The 13,387-nt window shown below is 67.2% G+C and carries 12 protein-coding genes; 1 reads left to right on the forward strand and 11 read right to left on the reverse strand.

Annotated features, from left to right (window positions below; genetic code table 11):
* Positions 1 to 107 precede the first annotated feature (107 nt).
* A complete protein-coding gene (locus NGR01S_RS13205; protein ID WP_063036358.1) occupies positions 108 to 983 on the forward strand; it encodes a UTP--glucose-1-phosphate uridylyltransferase in 876 nt (291 codons plus the stop codon).
* Positions 984 to 1,016: 33 nt separating this feature from the next.
* Here NGR01S_RS13205 and NGR01S_RS13210 read toward each other — a convergent pair whose 3' ends face one another.
* From NGR01S_RS13210 to NGR01S_RS13265, 11 genes are all read right to left on the reverse strand, one after another.
* Positions 1,017 to 1,496: an NlpC/P60 family protein gene (locus NGR01S_RS13210; protein WP_157107245.1), complete on the reverse strand. Its 480-nt coding sequence runs from the start codon at positions 1,494 to 1,496 to the stop codon at positions 1,017 to 1,019.
* 316 nt (positions 1,497 to 1,812) lie between these two features.
* On the reverse strand, positions 1,813 to 2,754 hold the full coding sequence (locus NGR01S_RS13215) for a hypothetical protein (RefSeq protein WP_157107235.1): 942 nt from the start codon (positions 2,752 to 2,754) through the stop codon (positions 1,813 to 1,815).
* 323 nt (positions 2,755 to 3,077) lie between these two features.
* Complete coding sequence (gene ileS / locus NGR01S_RS13220) at positions 3,078 to 6,215, reverse strand: isoleucine--tRNA ligase (RefSeq protein WP_063036360.1); 3,138 nt, start codon at positions 6,213 to 6,215, stop codon at positions 3,078 to 3,080.
* Between the two features lie 362 nt (positions 6,216 to 6,577).
* Positions 6,578 to 6,775 (reverse strand): hypothetical protein, encoded by a 198-nt coding sequence (locus tag NGR01S_RS13225; protein ID WP_063036361.1) that lies wholly within the window; start codon positions 6,773 to 6,775, stop codon positions 6,578 to 6,580.
* Positions 6,776 to 6,831: 56 nt separating this feature from the next.
* On the reverse strand, positions 6,832 to 7,677 hold the full coding sequence (gene wag31, locus NGR01S_RS13230; protein ID WP_063036362.1) for a DivIVA-like cell division protein Wag31: 846 nt from the start codon (positions 7,675 to 7,677) through the stop codon (positions 6,832 to 6,834).
* A 63-nt stretch (positions 7,678 to 7,740) separates the two neighbouring features.
* Positions 7,741 to 8,043, reverse strand: a complete 303-nt coding sequence (locus tag NGR01S_RS13235; protein ID WP_030523839.1) for a YggT family protein — start codon at positions 8,041 to 8,043, stop codon at positions 7,741 to 7,743.
* Between the two features lie 90 nt (positions 8,044 to 8,133).
* Positions 8,134 to 8,910, reverse strand: coding sequence for a cell division protein SepF (locus NGR01S_RS13240; RefSeq protein WP_063036363.1), 777 nt, complete (start codon positions 8,908 to 8,910; stop codon positions 8,134 to 8,136).
* Between the two features lie 268 nt (positions 8,911 to 9,178).
* The gene (locus NGR01S_RS13250; RefSeq protein WP_084480841.1) at positions 9,179 to 9,997 is read right to left on the reverse strand and encodes a YggS family pyridoxal phosphate-dependent enzyme; all 819 of its coding nucleotides are present in this window, start codon (positions 9,995 to 9,997) and stop codon (positions 9,179 to 9,181) included.
* 160 nt (positions 9,998 to 10,157) lie between these two features.
* Positions 10,158 to 10,889 (reverse strand): peptidoglycan editing factor PgeF, encoded by a 732-nt coding sequence (gene pgeF, locus NGR01S_RS13255; protein WP_063036365.1) that lies wholly within the window; start codon positions 10,887 to 10,889, stop codon positions 10,158 to 10,160.
* A 125-nt stretch (positions 10,890 to 11,014) separates the two neighbouring features.
* On the reverse strand, positions 11,015 to 12,307 hold the full coding sequence (gene ftsZ, locus NGR01S_RS13260) for a cell division protein FtsZ (RefSeq protein ID WP_063036366.1): 1,293 nt from the start codon (positions 12,305 to 12,307) through the stop codon (positions 11,015 to 11,017).
* Positions 12,308 to 12,692: 385 nt separating this feature from the next.
* Positions 12,693 to 13,385 (reverse strand): cell division protein FtsQ/DivIB, encoded by a 693-nt coding sequence (locus NGR01S_RS13265; protein ID WP_084480781.1) that lies wholly within the window; start codon positions 13,383 to 13,385, stop codon positions 12,693 to 12,695.
* Between the last annotated feature and the right edge of the window lie 2 nt (positions 13,386 to 13,387).

Raw genomic sequence — 13,387 nt, forward strand, 5'->3', positions numbered from 1 at the left:
CCGGGCCGCCCGCCCGCCACGATCGACCCGGCCACCCGGCGTTTCCGGGATCGCTGGACCCGGCCGGGATACCGCGCCCCGGCCGACGGATATGTGATGATCGGACGATGAAGATCCGTAAGGCCGTCATTCCCGCTGCCGGTATCGGTTCCCGACTACTTCCGCTGACGAAGGCGATCCCCAAGGAGATGCTGCCGGTCGGCGACAAGCCGGTGATCGAACACACGGTACGTGAGCTGGTGGCCTCCGGGATCACCGATATCACCATTGTGGTGAGCGGCGGAAAATCGCTGATCCAGGACCATTTCCGGCCCAATCCCGCGCTGGTGGCCCAGCTGCGCGCCGACGGCAAGACCGCCTACGCGGACGCGGTGGAAGAGGTCGGCGAACTGTCCCGGCTGGGTCACATCACCTATCTGGATCAGCACGGCCCATACGGGAACGGGACCCCGGTACTGAATGCGGCCCGTACCGCCGCCGACGAACCGATGCTGGTGCTGTGGCCCGACGACGTCTTCGTCGCCGAGGAGCCACGGGCCCAGCAGCTGATCCGCGCCTACGAATCGACGGGCTGCCCGGTGCTGGCACTGATGCCGATGAATCCGAACGAATCGCAGCGCTACGGCGTCCCGGTGGTCCGGGAGGACCTGGACGACGGTCTGCTGCGCATATCGGGCCTGGTGGAGAAACCCAAACCCGAGGATGCCCCCTCGGCCTTCGCCGCGATCGGCGGCTATGTGGTGACGCCTGGGATCATCGACGAACTGCGGGCGCAGACGGAGAACTGGTACACCCACCGCACCGGCGAGGTCTATCTGACCGATTCCATCAACGCCTATGCCGCCAACCATGCGGTCTACGGGCAGGTCATCCAGGGCCGCTGGTACGACACAGGAAACCCCGGCGACTATCTCATCGCACAGTTCGCCTCGGCGCTGGCCCACCCCGACTATGGGCCACTGCTGCGCCGGCAGGTCGACTGACCACGGTTCGGCGGCGACGCTGCCGCCGCAGCCTCAGAAACGGCGGATGCTGTAGATGTAGAACTGGTCGATCGGGGTGAGCCCGACCGGTACCCCGGCGCCGTAGGCATTGAGCACCTGGCCGAAGCCGGCGTAGATCCCGACATGGGAAGCGTCGGAATTGATGATGATCACATCACCCGGCGAGAGGGCGTACCGCGGCACCGAGGCACCCACTTCGGCCTGCTCCCACGTGGTGCGCGGCAGCGTGACACCCACCTGGCGGAAGGCCCACTGCACGAGACCGGAGCAGTCCCAGGTATCCGGGCCGGTGGCGCCCCATTCATACATCTTCCCGGTCTGCGAGGTCGCGGCGGCCAGCGCGCCGAGCCCGTTGCTGCTGGAGACCGGTAGCGCGGCCGAGCCGCTGGCGCTGAGCGATCCGGATCCGGAGGCCGATCCAGTGGCCCCGCTGCCGGTCTGCGCCCACCCGGGGCCGGCGGCGACAGCGCCGACGGCCGTCGCGAAAAGCATGCCGGCGATACCCCGGCGCAGTGCAATTCCGATCACTTGCCCACCCTTCTGCCCGTCGGTGCCCGGGACACCGTGCGGCATCCCGGTTTTCTCGCGGCATCCGTCACGGGGGTGGGGACACCGCCAACCACAGGGGTCACGCCGGGTGAATCGGCTCCGGCGCAACTTCACTCAGGTAGAACCGAACGAAATGATCACCGTTCCCGGTGGTCCGAGGAACCGGACTCAGCGGTATCGAGGATGATTTTGCCCGGCCCGCAGGGGGTCGACAAGCTTCTAGCAAACATCTAGCGTGTGATGAACATCACAAAAATGTTTATTGCGTTTGGGTGGCCACATCATTCAGCGTCTTGAGAACCACATCCTTGGTGGCTGTCGGCGACTCCAGGTAGACCCCCACCTGCCAGACCGGATCACCACCCGGTTCCGCGGCGAAGAATCGGCTGAAATCCACCGTGAGCTTGCCTTCGTCATTGGTCGCGGTCTCCACGTAGGAGGTACGGTCGTCGAACTTCCGCGCCTTGTCCGGCGCATCGAACCAGTCGGCATCGAACCGGGCCTGCGTGGCGGCATCGCAGATCGCTGGGCATTTGCGGAGGATGAGGTTGACCCTCTGTCCCGCAGCGGAATTGCTCTCGTCCACACAACCCCACGCCTGGGCATCCGGGATCTTCTCGATCGACCCCTTCATACATCCCCAGGAACCGGGCGCCCGAAAAGCGAAGGGCCAGTCCTCGAACGCCATCGTGTACGTACTCTCACCGGCCTGCCAGGTAGGGCCGAGCACGGCGACCGGCGCCAGCCCCTCACGTAGTACCGGTTCGCCCACGGAGGGCAGGGCACTGGTGGTGGCGGTGGTGGAGGTAGCGCGCACCGAACTCGACACAGGCGCGGAACCGGTCACCTCCGTGGATGTTCCGGTCGCGGTGTTCTCCGCCGACCCCCGCGACTGCAGTGCCACCAGCCCGACGACACCGATGAGGACCAGCACCACCACCGCGACGAGCACCCCGATCAAGGGCCCATTGTTCTTCGGCGGCGGACCGCCGTATCCTCCGCTCCCCAGCGGCGGCATCTCCCACGCGCCCTGCTGCGGAGCGGGATGCGGCCCGTGGCCCGCGGCCTGCCCCCACGGCACGCCCGGATTCTGCTGTCCCCCCTGGGCCGGGTACCCCTGCTGCCACTGACCCGACGGAGAACTCTTCTGTTGTCCCTCGGGGGAATGCTGCCACCACTCGTCGGGGTTGTCCGAAGCCATAAGCCTTCACCCTAGTGCGCGCCACCGGCCCGGTCAGGGGCACGGATACCGCAGCTCATTCTGTTCGCCGGCCGGACAGCCACCTGCGCGAACTGCTGGGACGTGGCCGGGACCTGGTGCACAGAACCTGGTGCCGGGGGCCACTGGCGGCCTCCTCGCCGGCAGCCCCCATATGAGAATTCTCGGGTGACCGAACAGTCGAAGGGCGTCGAAACGGACGCGACGGCAGTGTGGTTCCGGCGAGGCGTCGCCGTCTCGTCTCCGCCGAACGGCACCGGCGCCACGCTGCCGGCCGGAGCGGTGATCCGGCCGGCAGCACTGGCTCAGCCCGCCTTGACGATCCGGGCCCGCGCCCCGCCGGTGAGTTCCGCGGCGTCCGGACCGGCCGGCCCGAAGTCCAGCTCGACCGCCAGGATCTCCCCCGCGATCAACTCGCGATGGGTGCGCGCCCAGTCCTCCCGGTCGGCCGATACCTCGAGGGTCGCCGTGATGCGATCGGAAACGTCGAGGCCGAGCGATTTCCGGGTCTCCTGCAGATCCCGGATCACATCGCGGGCCCAGCCCTCGGCCTCCAGCTCCTCGGTGACCACCGAATCGAGCACCACCAGGCCCGCGTTACCGGGCAGGGCGGCGGTCGATTCCGGTTCGGCCGCCACCAGTCGCTGGGTGTACTCCTCGGGCAGCAGTTCGATGCCGGCGGCACTGACCACACCGTCGGCGCTCTCCGACCAGTCGCCCGCCTTGACCGCCTTGATCACCCGCTGCACATCCTTGCCCAGGCGGGGGCCGGCGGCACGCGCGTTGACCGCCAGCTCGAACCGACCGTGCGCGGCGACATCGGTGGTCAGATCGACCTTTTTGACGTTCACCTCGTCGGCGATGATATCGGCGTAGGGCGCCAGCCGTTCCGCATCGGAGGCGGCGATCGTCACCTCCGCCAACGGCAGCCGGACCCGAAGTTTCTGCGCCTTGCGCAGGCTCAGCACGGTCGAACACACACTGCGCGCCTCGTCCATCGCGGCGACCAGTTCCGGATCGTGCGGCAGCGCATCGGCGGCCGGCCAATCCGTCAAGTGCACCGAGCGCTCACCGGTCAGACCCCGCCAGATGACCTCGGTGATCAGCGGCAGCAGCGGAGCCGCCAACCGCGTCACCACCTCGAGCACCGTGTGCAGGGTGTCGACGGCGTCGCGGTCCTCGGCCCAGAACCGGGCCCGCGACCGGCGCACATACCAGTTCGTCAGCGCGTCGGCGAAGGTGCGCAGTTCCTCGCAGGCGCCGGCGATATCGAACTCCTCCAGCGCCGTGGTCATCACATCGCGCGTCTGCGCCAGCTTCGCCAGGATGTAGCGATCCAGCGCGTTGGTCGAATCCGTCCGCCACACCCCCGGCTCGGCGGCGTAGAGCTGCAGGAACGTCCAGGCGTTCCACAGTGGCCGCAGCGCATGGCTCACGCCTTCGCGGATACCGCGCTCGGTGACGATGAGATTGCCGCCGCGCAGGATCGGTGAACTCATCAGGAACCAGCGCATGGCGTCGGAACCGTCCCGGTCGAACACCTCGTTCACATCCGGATAGTTGCGCTTGGACTTGCTCATCTTGAGCCCGTCGTCGCCGAGCACGATGCCGTGCGCGACGACGTTCTTGAACGCCGGGCTGTCGAACAACGCCGTGGACAGGACGTGCAGGTTGTAGAACCAGCCGCGGGTCTGGCCGTTGTACTCGACGATGAAATCGCCGGGGAAGTGCGAGCCGAACCACTCCGTGTTCTCGAACGGGAAGTGGACCTGCGCGTACGGCATGGACCCCGATTCGAACCAGCAGTCCAGCACCTCCGGCACCCGGCGCATGGTGGACTGCCCGGTCGGATCGTCCGGGTTGGGCCGGGTCAGCTCGTCGATCGCGGGACGATGCAGATCCGTGGGCCGCACTCCGAAGTCGCGTTCGAGTTCGTCGAGGGAACCGTAGACATCGATCCGCGGATAGGCGGGATCGTCGGACATCCACACCGGGATCGGGCTGCCCCAGTACCGGTTCCGGCTGATGTTCCAGTCACGCGCGTTCTCGAGCCATTTTCCGAACTGCCCGTCGCGGATGTGCTCGGGTACCCAGCTGATCTGTTTGTTCAGCTCCACCATGCGCTCGCGGAACTGCGTCACCGCCACGAACCAGGAGGGCACGGCCATATAGATCAGCGGCCGGCCGGAACGCCAGCTGTGCGGATAGGAGTGGTCGACGGTCTCCTGCCGCAACAGTTTTCCGGCGGCCTTGAGGTCTTTGATGATCACCGGATTGGCGTCGAACACCATGAGGCCCTCGTACGGCGGCACCATGGAGGTGAACTTGCCGCCCGGATCGAGCGGCTGCACCAGCTGGATACCGTTCGCGCTACAGACATCCATATCTTCTTCACCGAAGGCGGGTGCCATGTGCACGATGCCGGTACCGGAATCGGTGGTGACATAGTCGGCCGAGAGCACCCGGTGCGCATTCGGATGCCCGGCGAAGAAGTCGAAGGGCGGCGTGTAGCGCAGATCGACCAGCGCGGCCCCGTCGTACTCCCCGAGCACCTCGGGCTGCTCACCGAGTTCTCGCGTGTAGTGGCCGACCCGCTCGGCCGCGAGGACATAGCGTTTGCCATCCGCCCCGCGCAGCTGCACGTAGCGCAGGTCCGGGTGTACCGCGACGGCGAGGTTGGACGGCAACGTCCACGGCGTGGTGGTCCAGATCAGCGCATTGGCGCCGTCCAGATCCCGCAATGGATGGTCCGCGGGAACCGCGAGCACCATATCCACCGTCACCGCCGGATCCTGGCGCATCCGGTAGGCGTCGTCGAGCTTGGCCTCCTGGTTCGACAGTGGTGTCTGCTCGTACCAGCTGTAGGGCAGCACCCGGAAGCCCTGATAGATCAGGCCCTTGTCATAGAGCGATTTGAACGCCCACATCACCGACTCCATGAAGTCGAGATCGAGTGTCTTGTAGTCGTTGTCGAAGTCGACCCAGCGGGCCTGCCGGGTCACATAATCGCGCCATTCACCGGTATACCGGAGCACCGAAGACTTGCACGCGGCATTGAATTCCGCGAGCCCCATCGAGTCGATCTGTGATTTGTCCGTGATACCGAGCTGCTTTTCCGCTTCGATTTCCGCCGGCAGCCCGTGGGTGTCCCAACCGAAACGTCGCTCGACCCGCTTACCGCGCATGGTCTGGAAACGCGGAATGACATCTTTGACATAGCCGGTCAGCAAATGACCGTAATGCGGCAGACCGTTGGCAAACGGGGGCCCGTCGTAGAAGACGAACTCCTCGGCGCCGGCCCGGTTGTCGATACTGGCGCGGAAGGTTCCGTCGGCGGCCCAGGTGTCCAGCACGGCCCGCTCCAGCTCGGGGAAGGACACACCGGATCCGCCGCCGAGATCGACGCGCGGATATGCGCTGCTACTGGATTTCTCGTCCGCCATCGCGGATACACATCTCCTCGTGCCCGGCGCGCCTTGAGGCGCGATATCTCGGCACGGGGACGATCGCGGCGCAGCGGGTGCGCCGGAACCGCGGTACCACCCCGCTTGTCCGGCCCCGGCGAACCGGGTGGACCTCTCGTTACGAGCTGTGACGGGCTCACCCGTTCGGTTCTACTGAGCGTGCGCGACCTGGGAAGCGCCGCACGACGCCGTTCTTCCGAAAGCTCCCCGGTGATGGCCGGATCGTCGCCGACTTACAGGTTTGATTCTAACCAGGACGGTCAACCACTTATACAACCGCCCGCGGAGCCGCAGCATCTCGCAACCCGGAAGGACGTTTTGGTTCTCGCCCGTTTTTCTCGTCAGCGCTTCGCGTGCTGATCCCGCGGGGGCAGTTCCTCATCGGGTGCGCGCATGGACAGCGCGCTCGCCAGCAACACCACGGCGCCGGCAACGCACACCGCGATACAGCCCCACGCCCAGACCACCGATCCGGTCGCCAGGGACAGGATCAGCAGGGCCAGGCCGATCGTGGCCAGCGCCAGTGTCAGGACAAGCATGATGACCCCCAGAACAGCAGGCCGGGCGCCCGTGCGCTCCCAGCGGTATCGGGCGTTTACTCGCCTTTGCCGAACGAGGCGGGAGCGAGCTGGTTGGCCCCGGTATCGAAGGAGTCACCCTCATCGACGGGCACCGCCGAACCACGGTTCTCCAGCTCTTCGAGCTGCGATTCCAGATACGACTTGAGCCGCACCCGGTATTCCCGTTCGAAGGTCTTCAGGGTCTGGATCCGGCTCTCCAGCACATTGCGCTGCTGGGTGATGGTCCCCATGATCTCGGTGTGCTTGCGCTCGGCGTCGGCCTGCAGCGCGTCGGCCTTCTCCTTGGCCTGGCGCAACTGGCTGTCGGAGCGGGTCTGGGCGTCGCTGAGCATGGCATCGGACTTGTGCCGCGCGTCCGCGATCATCTCGTCCGAGCGCACCCGTGCGTCGTTGACCATCCGCTCGGAATTGGCCCGGGCGTTCGCCAGCAAATTCTCGGCTTCGCTCTTGGCATCGCTGGTGAGCCGATCGGCCATCTCCTGCGCCAGGCTCAGTACCTTGGCGGCCTGCATATTCGCATCGGCCGCGGCATCGGCGGCCGAGGGGGCGGCCGGAACCACCGGGATGGGTGCCGACGGTGGCGCCTGGACCGGGGGTTTGATCGGTTCCGGAGGCGGGGCCTGCTGCACCGGTTTGCCCAGGCCCGGCCCGGCCGGACCCCGGCTTGCCTTGGCATCGGCCAATTCGGCATCGAGCTCGGCAACCCGCTGGCGAAGGTCGGCGTTCTCCTCGATCAACCGGGAAAGTTCCTGCTCCACCAGATCCAGGAAGGCATCGACTTCGTCCTCGTTGTAGCCGCGTTTGCCGATAGGCGGTTTGCTGAACGCGACGTTGTGCACATCGGCTGGGGTCAGCGGCATGGAAGGATCCCTTCGCGCGTTGGCAGATCTAGCGGCTCTGGCAAGTCTTCACGGCCCATTCTGTCACACCGGAGCTACCGGCTGTCCGAGCCGGCTCACCACCGACATCAGGATGAAGACCAGGAACAGCAGAACCATAATCGACAGATCGAGCCGAATTCCGCCCAGGGAGACCGGTGGGATCAACCGCCGCAGCAGCTTCACGGGAGGATCGGTGATGGTGAAGATCACCTCGAGGATCACGACGACCACCCCGGTGGGACGCCAGTCGCGGGCGAAGCTCCGGATGAACTCGACGATCACCCGGCTGATGAGCAACAGCCAGAAGATGAACAGTACGAAGTACAGCACCGCGAACAAGGCCACGACCTCACTCTGCCGCAAAATCGGCGCGGTGCAAAATGCCCGCGCCGATCTTGTTCGTACCATGCGGCGCCCGGCCGGGCGAGCCGCTCGCTATTTCTGGTTGTAGAACCCGGTTTCCGCGATGCGGCGACGCTCTTCGGCCGATACGTCCACATCGGCCGGGGAGAGCAGGAACACCTTGGTCGCCACCTTGTCGAACGACCCACGCAGGGCGAAGGCAAGCCCGGCGGCGAAGTCGACGAGGCGTTTGGCATCGGCATTGCTGAGGTCGACCAGATCCATGATCACCGGGTTGCCCTCACGGAACCGCTCCCCGATGATCGCGGCTTCGCTGTAATCACGCGGACGCAGCGTGGTGATCTTGGACAAGGGACCTCCGTCCTCGAAGATCGCGGGACGGCGGGCGGCAACCGGCTCGGGGCGGACCCGCTCGGCCAGCCGTCGCTCCTCGGCATCGGGATCGACTGCCAGCGCTCCCCTGGTCGCGCCGCGCAGGGAGGAACCGCCGCCCGGACGATACCGGCCGGAGGCGGCGGCGTCGATCCGGGTGGGGCGGCGTGGTCCCTCGTAATCGTCGTCGTAGGCGTCGCCCGGGTAGTCGTCCCGGCGCGGCGCGGGGTAGCTGGGCTGGTAGGACGACTTGTAGGGCACGTCGCGGTAGTCGGGAGCGTCGTAGCGGCCCTCGGGGTACCGGTCGTAGTCCGGGCGATCGTCGTAGTCACGGGGGGCGCGGTCGGAGTAGTCACGCGGCCGGCGCCCGCCACGATCCTCGACACCACGCGGGGTGCGATCGTCGACGTAGTCGTCCTCGTAATCCTCGAGCGGAACCATGCCGAAGTACGCCTTGAACTTGTGCAGCGTGCTCATGATCGTGCCTCGCTGCCGCTCGGCCCCGTCACGAGCATGCTCGTGGCTGCGCCCACAACTCGCTCGCTGCGCTCGCTCGATGACCGTGCCGCGCTGTCGCTCGGCTCCGTCATGATCACGCTCGTGGCTGCGTCGAGTACTCGCTCGCTGCGCTCGCTCATTCTGGTCGACCTTCCTTCGGCCCCGGTGGCGGCCGGGTGTTGAAGTCTTGCTCAGCCCTCGTCGTGTCCCAGCATATGTGTCGAATGTGACTGATGAGGTTTGTTTGCTACGCCGAGGTTATCGGCCGGGCACCCATGAGAGCGGTACCGACACGCACACACGTGGATCCATGGGCAATAGCTCTTTCAAGATCATCGGACATTCCGGCGGACAACGCCGTCGCCCCTGGATGTCCGGTACGCAGCCGGGCGTGCAATTCGGCCAAGCGGGCGAACTCCGCGTCCGGATCGGCGGCCCGCGGTGGAATGGCCATGATCCCGGCCAGGCGCAGTTCCGCGGCGTCCGCGATACGGTCGGCCAGCGTCGGCAAGGCGGCCGGATCCACCCCACCGCGCGCCGGGTCGGCGTCCAGGCTCACCTGGATCAGCACCTTCAGCGGAGTGCTCCGCTCCCCGGCATCCAGGGCCGCCGCGGTGGCCGCGGCGAGCGCGGTCGCCAGACGTTCGCTGTCCACCGAATGCACCGCATGCGCCCAGCGCACCACCTGGCGTGCCTTGTTCCGCTGCAGCCGGCCGATCAGATGCCAGCGCATCCCGGGGCGGTCCAGCTCCGCGGCCTTGGCACCGGCCTCCTGCGGGCGGCTCTCCCCGAAGTCGCGGCGGCCCAGACGATACAGCGCGGCGATATCGGAGGCCGGGAAATATTTCGTCACCGGCAGCAGCCGGACCTCCCCCGGATCCCGGCCGGCAGCCGCGCACGCTGCATCGATACGTGCGAGCAGACGCGCGAGGTTATCGGCCAGTTCCGCGGTACGGGAGTCGTTTCCAGCCCCCGTGCCGTGACTGTCCGGGACGGACTGCCCCGGCCGGTCGGTGGAATCCGCCGCCGTTCGGGTGGATTCGGGCTCGCTACGGCCCCCACTCATCTCCACGTGCCGATCCGCCACGGTCTCTGCGCCGTCATCGGTCTCCCATCTCCCAGTGACCGAGCATCGGCCGTGCCTCGAACATTATGCGCGAGTTGATGTTTCGCGCCGACCGCGCGGTCGCGACGGCCGGACGCGGCGCCGCGGACCGCTCGGCCCTTCACGCTGTACCCGATTCCATCCAGATCACACTGCCCAATCGTCCGGTCGGCGCGCCGCGGCGGTGACTGAAGAGTGTGGTGTCCTCGATGGTGCAGCGCGGATCCTCGGCGACCGCGGCAACCCCGGCCGCGGTGAGCTGGCGCCGGATACCCGCGCGCAGGTCCAGGCCGGGGGTGCCGCGCACCGTGGTGGTGGCGCTACCGGGCAGGTGCGCTTCCACGTCGGCCCGCATCTCGGCCGGCACCTCGTACTGCCGGCCGCTGGCGGCGGGACCGAGCAGCGCACCGATCCGATCGAGCCGGGCGCCGGCGGCGACCATCGCCTCGAGCACCCGCGGCACGATACCGATACGCGCGCCCACCCGCCCGGCGTGCACGGCGGCCACGACTCCCGCCTCCTCGTCCGACAGCAGCAGCGGGACGCAATCGGCGGACAGCACCACCAGCGCCAGTCCCGGCCGTGTGGTGACCAGGGCATCGGTACCGGGAAACGGTTCGGTACGGGGCCCGTCCACCGTGGCGACCGTGCGGCCGTGGATCTGTTCCATCCAGATCACGTGATCGGCGGGAAGGCCGAGCGTCGCGGCGAGCCGGGCGCGGTTGCGCCGCACCGCCGCCGGATCGTCGCCGACGTGATCGCCGAGGTTGAACGAATCGTAGGGCGGCGCGGAGGAGCCTCCCGCGCGCGTGGTGACGACCCGTCGAACGGTGAGTACCGATGCCGCTGTCATGCCACCGAGCCTAGTGGCAGTTCGCAGCGACCCCTTCTCCTCCGGCGGCGGCACGCGCACTCACGACAGCCTACCGCCCGCGCACTCGGCGCGGACGGATCACCGTCGGTGCCACGGCACCTGACTCAGCGGCGCATGAAATCCGGGACGTCCACATCGTCGTCGTCATCGTCGGGCAGATCCGACGGCGGCTGGATATGGGACCGGCTGTTGTGGGTCAGCGTCGGATCCACCGGCGGACGAGTGCGTTCGGTATCGCGGTAGCTCGGTGCCGGACCGCGCGCGATCGCCGAACCGGGATCCGATGATCGGGTCGAGGCCGGCTCCTCGGAATGGCCACGGGCCGCGCCGAGTTCGGCGGTCCGGGACTGGCCGAGTTCGGCGGTTCGCGACTGCGCCGAGATCTCCGCGGTCCGTCCGGAACCCAGCGATCCCCGAGTGGTCGCCGGATCGAACGTCCGCCGGGCGGGACCACCGCCGTCGAATCCCGCGGCGATCACGGTGACGCGCACCTCGTCGCCGAGCGAATCGTCGATCACCGTACCGAAGATGATATTGGCCTCGATATGCGCGGCCTCCTGCACCAGCGAGGCGGCCTCGTTGATCTCGAACAGGCCCAGATCGGAACCACCGGCGATCGAGAGCAGCACCCCGTGCGCACCGTCCATCGAGGCCTCCAGCAGCGGTGAATTGATCGCCGCCTCGGCCGCTTTGACCGACCTGCCCTCCCCTCGGGACGATCCGATACCCATCAGCGCGCTACCGGCCCCGGACATCACACTCTTGACGTCGGCGAAGTCGACGTTGATCAGACCCGGGGTAGTGATCAGGTCGGTGATGCCCTGCACACCGTTGAGGAGCACCTCGTCGGCCGAGCGGAAGGCATCCATCAGGCTCACCGCGGCATCGCCGAGTTGCAGCAACCGATCATTGGGAATGACGATCAGGGTGTCGCAGGATTCGCGTAGCAGGTTGATACCGACCTCGGCCTGATTACCGCGGCGCTTCCCCTCGAAGGAGAAGGGCCGGGTGACCACACCTATCGTCAGCGCACCCAGTTTGCGCGCGATACTCGCTACGACGGGCGCGCCGCCGGTGCCCGTGCCGCCGCCCTCACCGGCGGTCACGAAGACCATATCGGCGCCCTTGAGCACCTCTTCGATCTCGTCCTTGTGATCCTCGGCGGCCTTACGACCTACTTCGGGGTCGGCGCCGGCGCCGAGCCCTCGAGTGAGCTCCCGCCCGACATCGAGCTTCACGTCGGCATCGCTCATCAGCAGTGCCTGGGCGTCGGTGTTCACCGCGATGAACTCGACACCCTTGAGGCCCTGCTCGATCATTCGGTTGACGGCGTTCACGCCGCCGCCGCCGATACCGACGACCTTGATCACGGCAAGGTAGTTGTGCGGGGGCGTCATGAGCTCTCGCCTTCCTTCGATCCAAAGTCTGTCGTTTTCGGATGCCCGATATCGTTCCGCGCGATCACTATCCGCGGACCACGATCCGAGCAAACCCTGAACCTCAACCATAGGGTTGGAGTTATGTCAAGTATCCGACTGGTGCGGAACGCTATTCGCCGCCGTCGCGATCCGCTCGCAGGCGCGCCGAGACGATAACCAGTTTCTTCGGCGAACTTCCTTCTACCAAGGCGGTACGCGACGTATCGTGAACGGTTGCCCAGCGGCCCGCGCCCACATCGTGGGACGCCCCCGGCTCCCGCCACATGCGGTCTCCGGGTGAGCGTCCGGGGCCGAGGCGGAGCTGCGTACCGAACAGGGTCGAACCGAACAAGATTGCTGGGAATCATTTTACCGTGACCAGACTGGGACTCGAGACGTCGAACACGGTTCCCGGCTGAGTGAGCAGCGGCAGCACCACCGCCGATTTGCGTTCGCCGTCCTCGCTGTTGCCCCACAGTACCGTGCGACCGTCGCGCAATGTCAGGGAAATATCCGACGCGCCCGCGGCACGGATGGTTTTCACCTGCACCTCCAGCGCCGGCGGCAGCACCCGGGCCACGGCGACCGCGGACCGGGTGAGCTCGTCGGTACTGCTCGGCCGGGCGGTGACCAACTGCGGCACCCCGATCGGCGCGGGCTCGATCGCGTACTCGATACCGCCGGCGTCCAGCAGATGCGCGCCCTCGGGAGAGTCGTAGTACAGCACCGGGGTTCGCGGCTCGATCCGCACCCGCACGGTCGACGGCAGCACCCGCTGCACCCGGGCGCTGCGGACCTTCGGGATGGTCGCCACCCGCGCGGCCATCGCCGCGGTATCGATCCGCAGGATCGAACCGGTCTCGGGGACCTGGAGCAGTTCGCGGATCTGTTCCGCCGGGATCTCGCCCGCTCCGTCGATCCGTACCTCGCGGACCGAGAGCAGCGGCGAGAACCAGGCGAGCGCGGCCAGTGTGATCACCAGGGCGAGGGCGGGCAACGCCCACAGCCGGAAACGCCGCAATCCGCCCACCCCGAATCGTCGCGTTCCGGCCCGCACCC

It is taken from the genome of Nocardia grenadensis NBRC 108939 (assembly GCF_001613445.1).
GTDB classification, from domain to species: Bacteria; Actinomycetota; Actinomycetes; order Mycobacteriales; family Mycobacteriaceae; genus Nocardia; species Nocardia grenadensis.

Coding starts and splice junctions, on each gene's coding strand:
- NGR01S_RS13205 (WP_063036358.1), top strand. CDS start 108: ATGAAGATCCGTAAGGCCGTCATTCCCGCTGCCGGTATCGGTTCCCGA.
- NGR01S_RS13210 (WP_157107245.1), bottom strand. CDS start 1,496: ATGCTTTTCGCGACGGCCGTCGGCGCTGTCGCCGCCGGCCCCGGGTGG.
- NGR01S_RS13215 (WP_157107235.1), bottom strand. CDS start 2,754: ATGGCTTCGGACAACCCCGACGAGTGGTGGCAGCATTCCCCCGAGGGA.
- ileS (WP_063036360.1), bottom strand. CDS start 6,215: ATGGCGGACGAGAAATCCAGTAGCAGCGCATATCCGCGCGTCGATCTC.
- NGR01S_RS13225 (WP_063036361.1), bottom strand. CDS start 6,775: ATGCTTGTCCTGACACTGGCGCTGGCCACGATCGGCCTGGCCCTGCTG.
- wag31 (WP_063036362.1), bottom strand. CDS start 7,677: ATGCCGCTGACCCCAGCCGATGTGCACAACGTCGCGTTCAGCAAACCG.
- NGR01S_RS13240 (WP_063036363.1), bottom strand. CDS start 8,910: ATGAGCACGCTGCACAAGTTCAAGGCGTACTTCGGCATGGTTCCGCTC.
- NGR01S_RS13250 (WP_084480841.1), bottom strand. CDS start 9,997: ATGAGTGGGGGCCGTAGCGAGCCCGAATCCACCCGAACGGCGGCGGAT.
- pgeF (WP_063036365.1), bottom strand. CDS start 10,889: ATGACAGCGGCATCGGTACTCACCGTTCGACGGGTCGTCACCACGCGC.
- ftsZ (WP_063036366.1), bottom strand. CDS start 12,307: ATGACGCCCCCGCACAACTACCTTGCCGTGATCAAGGTCGTCGGTATC.